This window comes from Caulobacter flavus, from assembly GCF_003722335.1.
GTDB lineage: Bacteria > Pseudomonadota > Alphaproteobacteria > Caulobacterales > Caulobacteraceae > Caulobacter > Caulobacter flavus.
In genome coordinates this window covers 3,122,466-3,139,642 of sequence record NZ_CP026100.1, presented here as the reverse complement: position 1 = coordinate 3,139,642, position 17,177 = coordinate 3,122,466, and the positions used below count along the sequence as shown (strand labels likewise).

The 17,177-nt window shown below is 69.2% G+C and carries 16 protein-coding genes and 1 pseudogene; 9 read left to right on the top strand and 8 right to left on the bottom strand.

The genetic code is table 11. From position 1 onward, the window contains the following. Positions 1–23: 23 nt before the first annotated feature. From C1707_RS14500 to folK, 3 genes are all read right to left on the bottom strand, one after another. Positions 24–2,117 carry a RelA/SpoT family protein gene (locus C1707_RS14500; RefSeq protein WP_240633705.1) on the bottom strand — a complete coding sequence of 698 codons (2,094 nt, stop codon included), beginning with the start codon at positions 2,115–2,117 and terminating at the stop codon, positions 24–26. A gap of 269 nt (positions 2,118–2,386) precedes the next feature. Next, on the bottom strand, positions 2,387–2,746 hold the full coding sequence (gene rpoZ, locus C1707_RS14495; RefSeq protein WP_058350513.1) for a DNA-directed RNA polymerase subunit omega: 360 nt from the start codon (positions 2,744–2,746) through the stop codon (positions 2,387–2,389). Between the two features lie 204 nt (positions 2,747–2,950). Continuing rightward, on the bottom strand, positions 2,951–3,478 hold the full coding sequence (folK, locus tag C1707_RS14490) for a 2-amino-4-hydroxy-6-hydroxymethyldihydropteridine diphosphokinase (RefSeq protein ID WP_101712022.1): 528 nt from the start codon (positions 3,476–3,478) through the stop codon (positions 2,951–2,953). Positions 3,479–3,490: 12 nt separating this feature from the next. On the opposite strand from folK, the gene C1707_RS14485 reads away from it, so the two are divergent. Continuing rightward, on the top strand, positions 3,491–4,093 hold the full coding sequence (locus C1707_RS14485; protein ID WP_101712021.1) for a LabA-like NYN domain-containing protein: 603 nt from the start codon (positions 3,491–3,493) through the stop codon (positions 4,091–4,093). 11 nt (positions 4,094–4,104) lie between these two features. Further along, positions 4,105–4,779 (top strand): uracil-DNA glycosylase, encoded by a 675-nt coding sequence (locus tag C1707_RS14480; RefSeq protein WP_101712020.1) that lies wholly within the window; start codon positions 4,105–4,107, stop codon positions 4,777–4,779. Between the two features lie 158 nt (positions 4,780–4,937). Here the strand turns inward: C1707_RS14480 and C1707_RS14475 are convergent, their stop codons facing one another. Next, on the bottom strand, positions 4,938–5,783 hold the full coding sequence (locus tag C1707_RS14475) for an alpha/beta hydrolase (RefSeq protein ID WP_101712019.1): 846 nt from the start codon (positions 5,781–5,783) through the stop codon (positions 4,938–4,940). Between C1707_RS14475 and C1707_RS27180 the strand changes: the two are divergent. After that, positions 5,782–5,923 (top strand): annotated as a pseudogene (locus tag C1707_RS27180) (hypothetical protein). The gene C1707_RS14475 and the pseudogene C1707_RS27180 overlap by 2 nt on opposite strands. Here the strand turns inward: C1707_RS27180 and C1707_RS14470 are convergent. The 3 genes from C1707_RS14470 to glpK form a co-directional block, all read right to left on the bottom strand. Continuing rightward, positions 5,920–7,023, bottom strand: a complete 1,104-nt coding sequence (locus C1707_RS14470) for a Gfo/Idh/MocA family protein (protein WP_101712018.1) — start codon at positions 7,021–7,023, stop codon at positions 5,920–5,922. The pseudogene C1707_RS27180 and the gene C1707_RS14470 overlap by 4 nt on opposite strands. A 23-nt stretch (positions 7,024–7,046) precedes the next feature. Beyond that, entirely contained in the window at positions 7,047–8,084 is a 1,038-nt protein-coding gene (locus C1707_RS14465; protein ID WP_240633704.1) for an SMP-30/gluconolactonase/LRE family protein, read from the bottom strand. 106 nt (positions 8,085–8,190) lie between these two features. Beyond that, complete coding sequence (gene glpK / locus C1707_RS14460) at positions 8,191–9,684, bottom strand: glycerol kinase GlpK (protein WP_101712017.1); 1,494 nt, start codon at positions 9,682–9,684, stop codon at positions 8,191–8,193. Between the two features lie 143 nt (positions 9,685–9,827). On the opposite strand from glpK, the gene C1707_RS14455 reads away from it, so the two are divergent. The 3 genes from C1707_RS14455 to C1707_RS14445 all read left to right on the top strand — a co-directional run bounded on the left by C1707_RS14455 (position 9,828) and on the right by C1707_RS14445 (position 12,381). Then, positions 9,828–10,949, top strand: coding sequence for a DUF2336 domain-containing protein (locus C1707_RS14455; RefSeq protein WP_101712016.1), 1,122 nt, complete (start codon positions 9,828–9,830; stop codon positions 10,947–10,949). Between the two features lie 59 nt (positions 10,950–11,008). Beyond that, the gene (locus C1707_RS14450; protein ID WP_058350522.1) at positions 11,009–11,788 is read left to right on the top strand and encodes an NAD kinase; all 780 of its coding nucleotides are present in this window, start codon (positions 11,009–11,011) and stop codon (positions 11,786–11,788) included. Positions 11,789–11,901: 113 nt separating this feature from the next. Further along, positions 11,902–12,381, top strand: coding sequence for an Hpt domain-containing protein (locus tag C1707_RS14445; protein ID WP_101712015.1), 480 nt, complete (start codon positions 11,902–11,904; stop codon positions 12,379–12,381). Positions 12,382–12,490: 109 nt separating this feature from the next. On the opposite strand, the gene folD is transcribed toward C1707_RS14445, so the two are convergent. Next, positions 12,491–13,369, bottom strand: coding sequence for a bifunctional methylenetetrahydrofolate dehydrogenase/methenyltetrahydrofolate cyclohydrolase FolD (gene folD, locus C1707_RS14440; protein WP_101712014.1), 879 nt, complete (start codon positions 13,367–13,369; stop codon positions 12,491–12,493). 124 nt (positions 13,370–13,493) lie between these two features. Here folD and crtY point away from each other — a divergent pair, with 124 nt between their 5' ends. The 3 genes from crtY to C1707_RS14425 are packed head-to-tail and all read left to right on the top strand — an operon-like array spanning position 13,494 to position 17,139. Next, on the top strand, positions 13,494–14,681 hold the full coding sequence (gene crtY / locus C1707_RS14435) for a lycopene beta-cyclase CrtY (protein WP_101712013.1): 1,188 nt from the start codon (positions 13,494–13,496) through the stop codon (positions 14,679–14,681). Next, a complete protein-coding gene (locus C1707_RS14430) occupies positions 14,678–16,201 on the top strand; it encodes a phytoene desaturase (protein ID WP_101712012.1) in 1,524 nt (507 codons plus the stop codon). The genes crtY and C1707_RS14430 overlap by 4 nt, the downstream gene beginning before the upstream one ends. Continuing rightward, complete coding sequence (locus C1707_RS14425; RefSeq protein WP_101712011.1) at positions 16,198–17,139, top strand: phytoene/squalene synthase family protein; 942 nt, start codon at positions 16,198–16,200, stop codon at positions 17,137–17,139. The genes C1707_RS14430 and C1707_RS14425 overlap by 4 nt, the downstream gene beginning before the upstream one ends. The last annotated feature ends 38 nt before the right edge of the window (positions 17,140–17,177 follow it).

Here is a 17,177-nt window from a genome sequence, read left to right as displayed (position 1 = left end):
AAGGACGAGGGCCACGCACGGGGTCAGCCCCGCGTCCGGTCCACCGTCTCGACCGACGGGCAGGTGCGCAGCGCCGCCGAGATGTTGGTCAGGTGCTTGGCGTCGCGCACCTCGACGTCGATGTCGGTGTCGAAGAAGTCGCTCTGCCGGTGGTGCATGCGCAGATTGACGATGTTGCCGCCGGCCTCGCCGATGATCGTGCAGACCTGGCCCAGCACGCCCGGCGCGTTGCCGATGGTGGCGTGCAGGCGGGCCAGCGAGACGGTGTCGCGCTCGGCCTCGGGCGTCCAGTTGAGGTCGCGCCAGAGGTCCTCGCGGTCCTCGTATTCGGCCAGCTTCGGACAGTCGATGGTGTGGACGTCGAGCCCCCCGTCCTGATCCTTGGCCGCGTCTTCGCGCAGGATGCCGACGATGCGGTCGCCCGGCACCGGGCTGCAGCAGTGGGCGAAGTGCAGCGAGACGCCGGGCGTCAGCCCGCCGCCGCGCACATAGAGCCTAGCGCCCTTGCCGCCCTCGATCTTGCGGCGCGCCGTGGCCGCCTCGCGGTCGGCGTCGACCATGCCGGGGAACGCCGTCTCCAGAACCTGGCTGGGCGTGACGCGCCCACGACCGACGGCGTCGAACAGGGCCTCCTCGCTCTCCAGCGCGAAGCGTTCCAGGATCGGACGCAGCGACACGTCCTTGAGGTTCTTGCCGGCCCGCTCGAAGGTCTGCTCGACCGACACCCGGCCCAGGCGCAGGAACTCTTCCTTCTCGGTCTGGCGGATGTGGCGGCGGATGGCCGAGCGGGCGCGGCCCGTGACCGTCAGCGAGCGCCAGTCCGGCGGCACCACCGGCTTGGAGCCGCGGATCACCTCGACCACGTCGCCGTTGGTGAGGATGGTGCGCAGGGGCTTGAGCTCGCCGTTGATCTTCACGCCGATGCAGGTGTCGCCGACGCTGGTGTGGACGGCGTAGGCGAAGTCCAGCGGCATCGCGCCCCGGGGCAGGCTGACCAGCCTTCCCTTGGGCGTGAACACGAACACCTGGTCGAGGAACATCTCGAGCTTGGCGTGCTCGACCAGCTCCTCGCTGTCGCCGCCGTGCTCGAGCACCTGCACCAGCTGGCGCAGGTTGGCCAGCGGGTCGCGGCCGCCGGCGGCCTCCATGCCCTCAAGGTCGAGGCCGTAGGAGGCGTCCTTGTAGCGGAAGTGGGCGGCCACCCCCTCTTCGTTCACGCGGTCCATGGACTCTGTGCGGATCTGCATCTCGATGCGCATGCCGCGCGGCCCCACCACCGTGGTGTGCAGCGAGCGGTAGTTGTTGCGCTTAGGCGTCGAGATGAAGTCCTTGAAGCGGTCGGGCACGCTGGACCAGGCCCGGTGCACGACGCCGAGGGCCCGATAGCAGTCCTCCTCGCTGTCGACGATCACGCGGAAGGCGTAGATGTCGGACATCTGCGAGAAGCCGATCGACTTGCGCTGCAGCTTGCGCCAGATCGAGTAAGGGGCCTTTTCGCGGCCGAACACGCGGGCCGGCAGATTGGCCGATTCCAGACGGGCCTGGATCTCCTGGCTGACCAGCGCCACCGCGCCGCCCTGCTCTTCGCGCAGCTTCGCCAGACGGCGGACGATCGCGTCGCGGGCGACCGGGTTGGTGTGCTGGAAGGACAGCTCCTCCAGCTCGGTGCAGATGCGGTGGCAGCCGATGTTGCGGGCCAGCGGCGCATAGATGTCGCGCGTCTCGCGGGCGATGCGCTCGCGCTTGGCTTGGTTCTTGATGAAGTGCAGCGTCCGCATGTTGTGCAGACGGTCGGCCAGCTTGACCAGTAGGACGCGGACGTCCTTGGAGATGGCCAGGATGAACTTGCGCAGGTTCTCGGCCTGGCGCGTGTGCTCGGCCTGCAGCTCCAGCTTCGAGAGCTTGGTGACGCCCTCGACCAGCTCGGCGATCTCCTCGCCGAACAGCTTGCCGATCTCCTCCTTGGTGACCGGCGTGTCCTCGATGACGTCGTGCAGAAGCGCGGTGACGATGGTCGCGGTGTCGAGCCGATACTCGGTGAGGATGCCCGCCACCTCGATCGGGTGGGCGTAGTAGGGGTCGCCGCTGGCGCGCGTCTGGCTGCCGTGCATGCGCATGGCGAAGACGTAGGCGCGGTTGAGCAGGGCCTCGTCGGCCGTCGGGTCGTAGGCGTGGACCCGCTCGATCAGCTCGTACTGGCGAAGGAACTTGCGCGGCTTCGGAGCCGGCGGGGCTTCCAGCGCGGTCGCGGCGAGCGCCGCGGCGACAGGAAGCTCAGACGAAGACGCGCCCGACTCCGTCTCTGACGAGACAGATTCGGGCGCGCGTTCGGACGGAGCGGCGGCGGGCGCCGCTTCGATGATCAGAGGGTCTGCGCCGTCGGGGCTCAGTACCGCTCCTCCTGACCGCCGTCGCGGTCGCTCTGCAGCGCGCGAACGAGTTCCAGTTCGCTCATCTGCATGTGGGTCGGATCGGCCAGCAGGGCGAGGGTTTCGGCCTCTTCCTCGGCTTCCGAGTGCTCGTCGACGCGCTGCAGCGTGGTGATCAGGTGCTCCTTGAGCCCCTCGTGATCGATCACGTCGTCAGCGATCTCGCGCAGGGCGACGACCGGGTTCTTGTCGTTGTCGCGGTCGACCATCAGGGCCGCGCCGGCCGAGATGCCGCGAGCGCGGTGCGCCGACAGCAGGACGAGCGCGAAGCGGTTGGGAACCTTCTCGACGCAATCTTCGACGGTGACGCGGGCCATGAATTCCTCGGGCTGACCGTAAGGTCTCTCAAAATAGGGCTCCGTGCGGCGTCACGCAACGCCGCTTCGGTTGTCACCCAGCTTTCGCGAGGCGGCGTCTATGCCTTTTCCGGAAGGCAAAGTCCAGCCGGAACAACATGAAGGCTTGGTTGAGCGGATGAACCCACCTCCCCCTTCCGTAAAATCCCCGCGAAAGCGAGGATCTTACGGGTGGGGGTACGGCTTGGCGTCGGCTCCTACCGTCGCCCTCGTGGCAAGCGCCTTCGCGCTCTCTCCCAGCACAGGATGAGTCCAGCCCGGCGCCACCTCCGTCAGCGGCCCCATCACGAACAGGCGCTCGTGGGCGCGCGGGTGCGGCAGGACGAGATTGCCGTCCGTCACCGTCCGCCCATGGGCGATCAGATCGAGGTCGAGCGTGCGGGCGGCGTTGCGTTCGGATCGGGCGCGGCCGAACGCGGCCTCGACGCGATGCAGCCCGGCCAGGGTCTCGACCGGCGAGAGGCCGGTCTCCACCAGCGCGACGCCGTTCAGATAGGCCGGCCCGGCGGGGTCGGGCCAGGCGGCCGAGGTCCACCATCCCGAGCGGACGACCACCGCCATGCCCTCGCCGGCGAGCGCCGACACAGCCGCCTCCAACAGAGCCTCGCGACTCGTGTAGGCTCCCGGCAGATTACAGCCGAGGGCGACGACCACGGCCGCGTCCAGACCATTTCGATCAAGCCGATTTTTCAAGGAATTAGACCCGTGACCTTCTACCCGACCGAGCGGTTGGCGCTGTTCATCGACGGGGCCAATCTCTATTCCGCCGCCAAGGCGCTGGGCTTCGACATCGACTATCGTAAGCTCCTCGACGAGTTCAAGAAGCGCGGCCTGCTCGTGCGCGCCTACTACTACACCGCCATCGCCGAGAACGACGACTATTCGCCGATCCGGCCGCTGGTGGACTGGCTGGACTACAACGGCTTCACCCTGGTGACCAAGCCGGCCCGCGAATACACCGACAGCCAGGGCCGCAAGCGCTGGCGCGGCGACATGGACATCGAGATCGCGGTCGACATGCTGCAGATGGCCGAGACCGTCGACCACATGGTGCTGTTCTCGGGCGACGGCGACTTCCGCGCCCTGGTCGAAGCCGTCCAGCGGAAGGGCCGCCGGGTCACCGTGGTATCGACGATGAAGAGCCAGCCGCCGATGACCAGCGACGACCTGCGCCGCCAAGCCGACAACTTCGTCGACCTCAACGACCTGGGCAACATCATCGGTCGCCCGCAACGCGCGCCGCAACAGCGCTACGCCTCGACCGACCAACGCAGCCCGGCCGAGCGCGAAGCCGAAGACGAATACTGAGAGCCGACCTCATGCAGCATTCCAACATCGTCGGCGAGGTCGTCCCCTCGCCGGCCGAACCGCCGCGCGACTGCCCGCTGTGCCCGCGCCTGGTGGCCTATCGCCGCGAGAACCAGGAACTCTATCCGGACTATTTCAACGGCCCGGCCCCGTCGTTCGGCGACAAGGACGCCCGTCTGCTGGTCGTGGGCCTGGCGCCTGGCCGCAAGGGCGCCAACCGCACGGGCCGGCCGTTCACCGGCGACTACGCCGGCACGCTGCTCTACGAGACCCTGATCAAGTACGGTTTCGCCACCGGCAAGTTCGAGGCCCGGATCGACGACTCGCTGAAGCTGGTCGGCAGCGCGGTGACCAACGCCGTGCGCTGCGCACCGCCCGGCAACAAGCCCGAGACCGTCGAGGAGAACACTTGCCGCCCCTTCCTGAAGGCGCGGCTGGACATGTTCCCCAACCTCAAGGCCATCGTCACCCTGGGCGACGTCTCGCGCCGCAACGTGCTCAAGACCCTGGGCCTGAAGGCCTCGGCCGGCATCCCCGGCCACGGCTCGGAGTTCCAGGCCGGCCCCTACCGCATCTTCAACAGCTATCACTGCTCGCGGCTCAACACGAACACCGGCCGCCTGACGACGCCGATGTTCGAGGAGCTGTTCGCGCGGGTGCGAGCCTATGTGGACGCGGCAGACTGAGGCTTCCGGGGCCCATCCCACCATTTCGCTTCCCTCGCCCTTGTGGCGAGGGCCCATGCCGGCGACAGCTCAGACCATTCCGCAAAGGTCTGAGCGGCTGAACGATGGATCCTGGGCACAAGGCCCAGGAAAGCGATTGGGAAGCAGCAAAGGCAGCTTTACCGCTTCCCCAGCCAACCATTGTCCGCCAGCCAGTCGCACAGCCGCTCCGGCCAGACCTTGATCGCCGCCTTGTCCGTCCGGAAACCCATGTTGAAGGCGTGGCCGCCGCTCTGGAACAGGTGGAACTCGACCGGAACCTTGGCGGCGCGGAACTTGGTCAGCAGTTCCACCGGCGGGGCCGAGCAGCACTCGTCGTCGTCGGCCGCGAGGATGAAGGCCGGCGGCGCGTCGGCCGGGATCTTGTCGGGAATGCCCGTGGGACCCGGATAGATCAGCACCTGAAAATCGGGTCGGCCGCTGACGGCGTCGACCGCGTCCACCTTGGGATCCTTGGCCGCCGAGCCGTAAACGGCCAAGTCGACGATCTCGCCGCCGCCGGAAAAGCCCATCAGGCCGATCTTCCTGGGGTCCACGCCGAACTCGGCGGCGCGCGAGCGGACGACACGCACGGCCCGTACCGCGTCCTGGCGGGCATGGTCGATTGTGTAGGGCGAGCCCTCTTCCTGGCTGAGGCGGTACTTCAGCACGAACACCGCCACGCCCATGGGCCCCAGCACCTTGGCGACGTCGGTCCCTTCCGGGTGGATGACCAGCATCTTGTGGCCGCCGCCCGGCAGCACGATCACCGCCGCGCCCGTGGCCTTGTCGGCCGGCGGCAGGTAGGCCGTCACCGACGGGTCGTTGATCGACTTGGCCCAGTACTCGGCCGACTGCTCGGGAATGGCCTTGCGAGCCTCGAAGCCCGGCGCGCCGTTCGGCCAAAGGGCCACGCGCTGCTGGGCCTGGGCTATGGCGGGCAGAGCCAGGGCGACGGTGATGGCGAGAGCGAGCCTTCGGGTCATGGCGTATCCGTTCCGTCGTTGTCGTCGTGCGTCCTTCGAGGCTCGCCTGCGGCTTGCACCTCAGGATGAGGACGCTGTTGCACTGACTTCCTCATCCTGAGGCGCCCGCGCCGCGGGCCTCGAAGGACGCAGGGCGCTAAAGCTTCACCGTCCGGCCTTCGCGGGCCGCCCTGTAGATGGCCTCGATGATCCGCAGGTCCTTCAGGCCCTCCTCGCCCGGCACGATCGGGTCGCGGCCGGTGAGGATGCATTCCGACAGATGATCCAACTGACCGGCGAACTGGCTCTTCCTCGTCGCCGGCGGAGTGCGAAGCTTCGCCTGGCCGTCGAGATTGGCCCGCATGGTCTGGCCCTCGTAGCTGGTGGCCGGATCGATCTCGACCCAGCCCTTGGGGCCGGAAACCCGATAGCGATTGCAGTTGGCGCTGTAGGTCGACACGCAGTTGGCCGTCGCGCCCGATGGGAACAAGAGCTGGAAATTGATGGTGTCCTCGACCTCGGCGAACACCGGGTTCGTGCGGTCGGTCGACTCCATGGCGTTGACCGCGATCGGCTCTTCGCCGGTCAGGTAGCGGGCGGCGTTGAGGCTGTAGATGCCTATGTCCATCAGACTGCCGCCGCCCGACAGCGCCTTCTTCACGCGCCACATGTTCGGGTCCGACGATGTCCAGCCGTGGTCGGCGACGATGGTCGTCACCGGACCCAGCGCCCCGCCGCGCGCCAGGGCGATGGCGTCGAGGTTGTGCGGCTCGAAGCGGCTGCGATAGCCGATCATCAGCTTGCGGCCGGCGGCCTTGCAGGCGGCGATCATGGCCTCCCCATCGGCCACCGAGGTCGCCATCGGCTTTTCGCACATCACGTGCTTGCCGGCCCTGGCCGCCCACTCGGTGAAGGTGCGGTGCAGGCTGTTGGGCGTGACCACGTAGACGATGTCGACCGCCGGATCGTCGATGATCCGGTCGAAGGTCTCGTACGAATAGCGACTCTTTTCCGGGATCCCGTGCTGAGCGCCGTACTTGGCCAGCTTCTCTGGCGTGCCGCTGACCAGGGCGGTCAGCTTGGAATGCTCGCACTCGGCAAAGCGCGGCATGATGATCTGGGTGGCATAGTAGCCAAGGCCCAGCATGGCGTAGCCGAGCTTGCGGCCCTCGGCCTTGGCCTGGGCCAGCGCGGCCGCCGGAGCCGTGGCGGCCATGGCGCCGGCGGCGAGGCCGGCCTGCATGAACGTGCGCTTGTTCATCACCCTCGCCTCTCCCTGCCTTGCTACCAGACCAGGCCGGTCGTCTTCAGATGCACGCGCGCCAGGGTCTTGTCGGCGGTCAGGAACAGAGTCTTGCCGTCCTCGCCGAAGGCGCAGTTGGCGATCGGCCCGCCGGTCTCGATGACGCCGATCAGTTCGCCGGCCGGCGTGATCACCAGCACCCCGCACGGCCCCGTGGCGTAGAGCCGGCCTTCGGTGTCCAGGCACATGCCGTCGGGCAGACCGGGGCCGCCGGCCTTGTGCAGGGCGCTCGCGTCGAAGAACACCTTGCGCGACGTCGGCAGGCCGTCGGCGCCCAGGTCGTAGGCCATGATCACCGGTCCGTTCGGATCGGAGACGGCGACGTACAGGCGCTTCTCGTCGGGGCTCAGGGCCACGCCGTTGGGGAAGGTCACCCTGTCGTCGACCACCGCCAGCGAGCCGTCGGCGCGCAGCAGATAGACGCCGTTGAAAGCCAGCTCCTTGACCGGCGAGGCGTCCAGCCCCTCCAGGCCGTAGGGCGGATCGGTGAAGTAGATCGCGCCCGACTTGGCCACGGCCAGGTCGTTTGGGCTGTTGAAGCGCTTGCCCTGATAGCGGTCGACGACGACCGAGCGGGCCTTGGTCTTCAGATCGAGCTTCGTGATCGCCCGCTGGCCGTGATTGCAGACCAGCAGGTCGCCCTTGGCGTCCAGAGCCATGCCGTTCGAGCCCGGCTCGCGGAAGACCTTGGTCGGCGGGCCGTCGTAGCCGGAAGGCTGCAGGAAGACGCTTTTGCCGTCCTTCTGGCTCCAGCGGTACATGATGTTGGCCGGCACGTCGGAGAAGACGAGGTAGCGGCCATCCTTCACCCACACCGGACCTTCCGACCAGACGAAGCCGTCGGCCAGCTTCTCGATCTTCGCATCCGGGGCGATCACCGCGTCGAGCGCGGGCGACAGGCGGCGTATGGAGCCCACGGTCTCGTGGGCGGCGGCTTGAGCAGACATGGAGAAGCCTCCGGCGGCGATGGCTGCGCCGGCTCCGAGAGCCAGCGTGACGGTGCGGCGCGTCGCGGTCATACGTCGGGGCCTCCCTTGTGGTTCTTGCTTATGACAGCGATGTCATAGCAATGCCCGCCCAGGTTGGCGAGACGCCTTTCGCAGCGCGCCGCGCGATTTGACGTTTTCAGGAACGGACGCGCGGCACGGCGTCCAGCCAGCGGGCGTAGGCGGCCTCGCGGGCGTGGACGGGCATGGCCGGCTTCAGATCCTCGGCCGAGGGACGGGCCTTGGCCGCCGCCTCCAGCGAGTCGTAAAGCCCCGCCCCCAGTCCCGCGAACAGGGCCGCGCCCAGGGCCGTGGTCTCCTGGTAGCTGGCCCTGGCCACCGGCAGGCCGGTCAGGTCGGCCAGGCGCTGGCTGAACCAGGCGCTCTTGGACATGCCGCCGTCGATGCGCAGTTCCGCCTCGCCCGTGAAGGCGTCAGGCGCGTCGGCGCGCATCGCCTCGATCAGGTCGCGGCTCTGCAGGGCGCTGGCGTCGTAGGTGGCCGCGGCGATCTCGGGCAGGCCGGCGTCGCGAGTCAGGCCGAAGATCGCGCCACGGGCTTTCGCATCCCACCAGGGCGCGCCCAGGCCCGTGAAGGCCGGCACCACGACGACGCCATGATCGGCCTTGGCGGCGCGGGCCAGGGCCTCGGCCGCGCGCGGACCGCCGGTGACGCCCAGCCCCTCGCCCAGCCACTGGATCGCCGCGCCGGCCACGAAGATCGAGCCTTCCAGGGCGTAGGTCGCCTGGCCGTCCACCCGCGCGGCCACCGTCGTCAGAAGGCGCGAGGCCGAAACCGCCCGCGTGGTTCCGGTGTTGATCAGCATGAAGCAGCCGGTGCCGTAGGTTGCCTTCATTTCGCCGGGGCGGATGCAGCCCTGGCCCATCAGCGCCGCCTGCTGGTCACCGGCCACGCCGCGGATCGGCAGCGGCCGGCCCAGCACCTGGGCGCCGACCTCGCCGAAGTCGGCGGCGCAGTCCAGCACCTGCGGCAGCAGCGCGCGCGGCACGCCGAACAGGTCCAGCATCTCGTCCGACCAGTCCTGGGTCTGGATATCGAACAACAGGGTGCGCGAGGCGTTGGTGGCGTCGGTAACGTGGCGCGCACCGCCGGTCAGCTTCCAGATCGTCCAGGCGTCCATCGTGCCGGCCAGCAGTTGGCCGGCCTCGGCCCGGGCGCGGGCGCCAGGCACGTTGTCGAGCAGCCAGGCGATCTTGGTGGCCGAGAAATACGGATCGAGCAGCAGGCCGGTGACGGCCGTGACCCGCTCCTCCTTGCCGTCCTTGCGCAGCTTTTCGCAGGCCTCGGCGGTGCGGCGGTCCTGCCAGACGATGGCCGGATGGATCGGGCGGCCGGTGGCCTTGTCCCAGATCACCACCGTTTCGCGCTGGTTGGTCACGCCCAGGGCGGCCACGTCGGAGACCTCGCAGCCCGACTTTTCGACCGCCTCGCGGATAACCGCCACGCAAGCCGCCGCGATCTCCTCGGCGTCGTGCTCGACCCAGCCGTCATGGGGATAGCTCTGACGCAGCGGACGCCCGGCCTCGGCCACCGCCCTGCCCTCGTGATCGAACAGGATGGCCCGGGTGCTGGTCGTTCCCTGGTCCAGAGCCAGGATCAGTGCTCGCCCCATACGCGTTTCCTCTTTCACATCCCCGGATTCACCTGCGACAGAGCGCCGCTAGTCTCCGGGTTCCGTGGCTTGACCTGTTTAAGCATGTTTTCATCTGGGAACACCAAGGTAGCCACAGTTCCGTTTGGCGCCCGAGGAGGGTCGTGAGCCAAGCCGCGCAGACCGCCGAACTTCTCGCCCTGGCTCGCTCCCGCGAGCCGGAGGATCGCGAACGCCTGCTCGCCGGCATCGTCGACCTCTGTGAAGCCGGCGAGGCGCAAGGCAGACCCGCCGCGCCCGAGATCCAGATCCTGCTCGATTCGATCTTCATGACCCTGGTGGTCGAGGCCGAGCGCGAAATCCGCCAGCGCCTGGCCGAGCGCCTGGCAGACGCGAACTGGGCGCCGTCGGCGCTGGTCAACATCCTGGCCCTCGACGAAATCGAGATCGCCCGCCCGATCATCGCCCGCAGCCCGGTGCTGCAGGACCACGACCTGATCCGCCTTTTGGTGCAGGCCACGCTGGAGCATCAGATCGAGGTCGCCCGCCGCCCCGGCCTGCGCGCGCCGGTGGTCGAGGCCATCCTCTCGCAGAGCGAGCCGGCGGTGCTGACGGCGCTGGCCGGCAATCCGAGCGCCGAGATCAACCAGGACGCCATGGGCCGCCTGGTCGCCCAGGCCAAGGAGGTCGTGGCCCTCCGCTCGCCCCTGGCCCGCCATCCCAGCCTGTCGCCCCTGCTGGCCGAGCAGCTCTATCTGTGGGTCGGCCGCGCCCTGCGCGACGCCCTGGCCGTTCGCTTCGACCTCGACCCCGCCAGGATGCAGGCCGCCGTGGACGAAGCCACCCACGCCGCGCATCTGGGCCTTCTGCCTTCCGCTCCCGCCGCCCTCGCCATCGAGGACGAGGCCGACCGCGAGGAGATGGAGGCGGCGCTGGTCGAGAAGCTCGACGCCGCCGGCCAGCTGCGCCCCGGCTACCTGCTGCGCGTGCTGCGCGAGGGCCGCCTGCCGCTGTTCGTGTTCGCCATGGCCCGCCTTGGCCGCTTCGACGTGCGCCAGGTGCGCCGCGCCATCGACAGCAATCGCCCCGAGCTCCTGGCCCTGGCCTGCTCGGCCGTCGGCATCGACCGCAGCGTCTTCCCGACCATCCTCGAGCACGTGCGCCAGCTGAACGGCGGACGCCCCGGCGGCGGCGCGGAAGCCGCCCGCAAGGCCAGCGGCGCCTTCGGCCCGTTCCGCCCGGACATCGCCGCCATGGCCTTCCGCCAAGCCGTCAGCGCCGCCTGACGAAGGCTTCGCCTTCCGTTGTTTGACAAGCGCCCGGTGATCCCGCCACTTGGGGCGACATGTTCCAAGCCCAGCCGTACTCGACTCGCCTGACCTTCAAGGCCAGCGACCGTCCCGAAGCCCAGGAGGCCCGCGAGCGCCTGGCGGCCCGCTACGGCGACGCCGGCGACGACGCCCAGATCGTCGTCGCCCTCGGCGGCGACGGCTTCATGCTGGAAATGCTGCACGAGACGATCCTGAACCAGAAGCCGATCTACGGCATGAACCGCGGCTCGGTCGGCTTCCTGATGAACGAGTACAGCGAGGACGAGCTGCTGGCGCGGATCAACGCCGCCGAACGCGCCGTCATCCACCCGCTGGCGATGGTCGCCATCGACTCGCGTCGTCGCCAGCACCGGGCCCTGGCGATCAACGAGGTCTCTATGCTGCGCCAGACCCGCCAGACGGCCAAGCTGCGCATCTCGATCGACGGCAAGGTGCGGATGGGCGAACTGGTCTGCGACGGCGCGCTGGTGGCCACCCCGGCCGGCTCGACCGCCTACAATCTCTCGGCCCACGGACCGATCATTCCCCTCGGCGCCCAGGTGCTGGCCCTGACCCCGATCAGCGCCTTTCGCCCGCGTAGGTGGCGGGGCGCGCTTTTGCCGCAGAGCGCGAGGGTGACGTTCGAGGTCCTGGAATGCGATAAGAGACCCGTCAGCGCCGTGGCCGACAACTACGAAGTCCGCGACGTCGTCGAGGTGCACATCTCCGAGGACCGGGGTTCGACCCTATCGATGTTGTTCGACGCGGGCCGCAGTCTCGAGGAGCGCGTACTGACAGAACAGTTTTCGGCGTAGGCGAGGACGTCGGAAACTCGACACAGGTCTGTGGAGTGAAACCTTCGTCTCACTCATTGTTAACGCCTGTCGTGTGACCGTTCCCTAAGTAACGCCGACGGGGAGGCGACCCGATGAACAAGCCCACCGCTGAGGTGATCCAGGTGCCGAACATGCTCAAGCTCAAGGTGGGCGGACGCGGCGGTATCGACATGGCCGCGATCGCCAAGGCCGAAGCCGCGCTCAAGAGCCTGTCGGGCAATTTCGCCCAGTGGCTCGACGACGAGATCGTCAAGCTGGAAGCCGCCCGCCAGGGCGTGCGCGCCGACGGTCTCAACGCCCAGACGGTCGAGACCCTCTACCTGCGCGCCCACGACCTGAAGGGCCTGGGCGCCACCTACGAATTTCCGCTGATCACCCGCCTGGCCGCCTCGCTGTGCAAGCTGATCGACGATCCGGCGACGCGCCTGCAGGCGCCGATGTTCCTGGTCGACGCGCATATCGACGCGATCAAGGCCTGCGTCCGCGACGCCATCAAGACCGACGAGCACCCCGTGGGCCGCGCCCTGGCGCTGGAGCTTGAGGGCCGCGTGGCCGAGTACCTGGCCGGCTGATCGGTCGAAATCAGATCTGAAAACAAGAAAGCCGGGGCCCTCGCCCCGGCTTTCTTCGTTCCAGACCCCACTCCCGTCACAAGGGCGGGAATGACGGGAGGAAGGAAGATTATTCGCCCACGCCGTTCAGGCGCTTGGCGGCCAGGACGGTGTTGGCCAGCAGGCAGGCGATGGTCATGGGGCCCACGCCGCCGGGCACCGGCGTGATGGCGCTGGCGACGGCCTTGACCTCGTCGAAGGCCACGTCGCCCACGAGGCGGGTCTTGCCGTCGTCCTTGGGGATCCGGTTGATGCCGACGTCGATGACCACCGCGCCGGGCCTGACCCAGTCGGCCTTGACCATCTGCGGGCGGCCGACGGCGGCCACGACGATGTCGGCTTCGCGTACGACGGCCGGCAGGTCCTTGGTGCGCGAATGGGCGATGGTGACGGTGCAGTCGGCGGCCAGCAGCAGCTGGGCCATCGGCTTGCCCATCAGGTTCGAGCGGCCGATGACCACGGCGCGCTTGCCCGACAGTTCCCCCAACTGGTCGCGCAGCAGCATCATGCAGCCGGTCGGGGTGCAGGGCGTCAGGGCCGGCAGGCCGCTGGCCAGGCGACCGGCGTTGGCCACGGTCAGGCCGTCGACGTCCTTGTCGGGTGAGATGGCGGCGACCACCGCGGCCTGGCTGATGTGGTCGGGCACCGGGAACTGCACCAGCACGCCGTGCACGGCCGGATCGGAGTTCAGCCGCTCGACCAGCGCCAGGAGCTCGGCCTGCGAGGTCTCGGCCGGCAGGCGGTGGGTCTCGGAGTGCATGCCTGCTTCCAGGGTCTGCTCGCCCTTGCTGCGCACATAGACCTGGCTGGCCGGATCCTCGCCCACCAGCACGACGGCCAGGCCCGGCGTCAGGCCGTGCTCGGCCTTCAGGGCCGCGACCTCGGCGGCGATGGTCTGGCGCAGGCGGGCGGCGAAGGCCTTCCCGTCGATGATGGCGGCTTCTGACATGTGGGGGCGCTCCTGTGCGCGCTCCCCTATCGCCTCGACCGCCCGGGTGCAACGCCCAAACGGGCGCGCGCTTTGCGTCATAGCGCTGGCGTGAGCGTCGTTCTTTCGTGCTAGAGCCAGGACGATGGAATCCGCTTCCGCCGCGCTTCGCGCCGACGTCGTCCTGGTGGGCGGCGGACTGGCCAACAGCCTGATCGCCCTGCGCCTGAAAGCGCTGCGGCCGGGCTTGCGGGTGCTGTTGCTGGAGCGCGAGGCCACGATCGGCGGCGAGCACACCTGGTGCCACTTCGAGACCGACGTCGACGCGGCCATCGGCGGCTGGCTGCGGCCGCTGATCGTGCATCGCTGGACCGGCTACGAGGTGCGCTTCCCCGCCCACGCCCGCCGCCTGCCGACGCCTTACCTGGCCATCACCTCGCGCCGCCTGCACGAGGTGGTCGGCCGCGTCCTGGGCCCCGACGCCTGGACCAGCGTGGCCGTGGTCGACGTCAATCCTCATCAGGTCACTTTGGCCGACGGCCGCCGCGTCGTCGCCGGCGCGGTGATCGACGGTCGCGGGCCGCGGCGCAGCAAGCGCCTGGCGCTGGGCTGGCAGAAGTTCGTCGGCCAGGATCTGCGCCTTTCCGCCCCCCACGGCCTTACCGCACCGATCATCATGGACGCCACGGTGCCGCAGACCGACGGCTACCGCTTCGTCTACGTTCTGCCGCTCGACGAGCGCCGCCTGCTGATCGAGGACACCCGCTACAGCGACGGCCCGGGCCTCGACCGCGCCTCGCTGGGCGCCGCCATCGCCGACTACGCCAAGGGCCAGGGCTGGACCATCGAGGCGGTCGAGCGCGAGGAGCACGGCGTGCTGCCCATCGCGCTGGGCGGCGACATCGACGGCTACTGGCGCGAAGCCAGGCCCCAGGTGGCGGAGGTGGGGCTGCGCGCGGCCCTGTTCCAGCCGACCACCGGCTATTCCCTGCCCGACGCCGCGCGGCTGGCCGACAAGATCGCCGCCCTGCCCCGCATCACCAGCGCCAGCGTCCGCGCCTGCGTCGAGGCCCATTCCAAGGCCGCCTGGCGCAAGCGCCGCTTCCTGCGCCTGCTCAACCGCATGCTGTTCCGCGCCTGCGCGCCGGAAGAGCGCTATCGGGTGCTGGAGCGGTTCTACCGGCTATCGGTCCCGCTCATTCAGCGCTTCTATGCGGCGCGGCTGACGTGGCGCGACAAGGCCCGGGTGCTGGTCGGCAAGCCGCCGGTGCCGATCCGGGCGGCCATGAAGTGCATAAGCGAGAGTTCCGTGTTCGGAGGACAAGACGCATGAACGCCCACGCCCCGGTCCCGCCCCGTCCCAAGGCGGCCGTCATCGGCGCCGGCTTCGGCGGCCTGTCGCTGGCGGTGCGCCTGCAGTCGCAGGGCTTCGACGTCACCCTGTTCGAAGGGCGCGAGAAGCCGGGCGGCCGCGCCTATGTCTGGGAGCAGGACGGCTTCACCTTCGACGCCGGCCCCACCGTCGTCACCGATCCCGACTGCCTGAAGGAGCTGTTCGCGCTCTCGGGCCGCGACATCGCCGACTATGTCGACCTGATGCCCGTCGATCCCTTCTACCGGCTGCTGTGGGAAGACGGCGACGTCTTCGACTACGTCAACGACCAGGAAGGCCTCGACCGCCAGATCGCCGCCCGCAACCCGGCCGACGTCGAGGGCTACCGCCGCTTCCACGACTATTCCGAAGAGCTGTACCAGAAGGGCTATGTCGAGCTGGGCGCGGTGCCGTTCCTCGACTTCGGCTCGATGATATCCGCCGCCCCGTCGCTGATGAAGCTGCAGGCCTGGCGCAGCGTCTACGACAAGGTCGCCGGCTTCGTGAAGGACGAGCACGTCCGCCAGGCCCTGTCGTTCCACAGCCTGCTGGTCGGCGGCAGCCCGTTCGCGACCTCGTCGATCTACGCCCTGATCCATGCGCTCGAGCGTCGCGGCGGCGTCTGGTTCCCGCGCGGCGGCACCCACGCCCTGGTGCGGGCCCTGGCCAAGCTGTTCACCGACCTGGGCGGCAAGCTGCACTTGTCCCGCCCCGTCGAGCGCATCGCCGTGCGCGAGGGCCGGGTCACCGGCGTGGTGACCAAGGAAGGCTTCGAGGCCTTCGACACCGTCGCCTCCAACGCCGACGTCATGCACACCTACCGCCACCTGCTGCGCGAGGAGCCGCGCGGCCAGAAGGTCGGCAAGGCGCTGGAGGGCAAGCGCTGGAGCCCGTCGCTGTTCGTGGTCTATTTCGGCCTCAAGACCCAGCACCCCGAGATCCGCCACCACACCATCTGCTTCGGCAATCGGTACCGCGAGCTGATCGGCGAGATCTACGGCAAGGACGGCCTGGCCGACGACTTCTCGCTCTACCTGCACCACCCGACCGCCAGCGATCCGGCCATGGCCCCGGAGGGCTGCTCGACCTTCTATGCGCTATCGCCGGTGCCTAACCTGCAGACGGCGAACATCGACTGGTCGGTCGAGGGTCCGAAGTATCGCGACAAGATCCTGGCCTATCTGGAGAAGCACTACATTCCGGGCCTGACGGCGGACCTGGTCACCAGCCGCTTCATCACCCCGGACGACTTCGTGAATGACCTCAACGCCTGGAAGGGCGCGGCCTTCTCGCTGGAGCCGATCCTGACCCAGAGCGCCTTCTTCCGCACCCACAACCGCGACGACGTGATCCCCAACCTCTACTTCGTCGGCGCCGGCACCCATCCGGGCGCGGGCATCCCTGGCGTGGTCGGCAGCGCCAAGGCCACGGCCGGCCTGATGATCGACGACTTCGCCACCCAGGCCACGGCCGCCGAATGAGCGCGCTGGAAGCCGACATCGAGGCCCAGAGCCGGGAAGCGATCCAGAAGGGCAGCAAGAGCTTCGCGGCCGCCGCCGCCCTGTTCGACGCCCAGACCCGCGCCGACGCCGAGATGCTGTACGCCTGGTGCCGGCACTGCGACGACGTGATCGACGGCCAGACCCTGGGCCACGGCATGAGCCCGGTCGCCGACGCGCCCGCGCGCCTGGCCGCGCTCTACGCCCAGACCCGCAGCGCCCTGGCCGGCGAGGCGCCCACCGATCCGGTCTTCGCCGCCTTCCAGACCGTGGCCCTGCGCCGCGGCATTCCCGAGCGCTATGCGCTCGATCTGATCGACGGCTTCGCCATGGACGTCGAGGGCCGCACCTACGAGACGCTGGAAGACCTGCTGGCCTATTGCTGGGGCGTCGCCGGCGTGGTCGGCGCGATGATGGCCATCGTCATGGGCGTGCCGGCCAGCGACCTGCCGACCCTGCGCCGCGCCCAGGACCTTGGCCTGGGCTTCCAGCTGACCAACATTGCCCGCGACATCGTCGAGGACGCCCGCAACGACCGGGTCTACGTGCCCCGCGCGTGGCTAGCCGAGCTGAACCTGACGGTGGAGCAGCTGACCGACCCGGCCCGCCGCGCCGACGTCGCCGCCCTCGCCCGCCGCCTGGTCGAGGCCGCCGAGCCCTATTACGCCTCGGCCCGCTGGGGCCTGCGCGACCTGCCCGTCCGCTCGGCCTGGGCCATCGCCGCGGCGCGCGGCGTCTACCGCCAGATCGGCCTGGACGTGGTCTCGGCCGGCCCCGCCGCCTGGGACGAGCGCGTTGTCGTCAGTGGACGGATGAAGGCCTGGCGCGCGCTGGAAGGCGGCGTCGTCGCCCTCCGCTCGGCGACGCTGGACCGACTGGGGTCAGTGCCGGAGCGTCCGGCGATGTGGTCGCGGATCTAACCCCCCTCCTTCCCGTCATTCCCGCCCTTGTGGCGGCA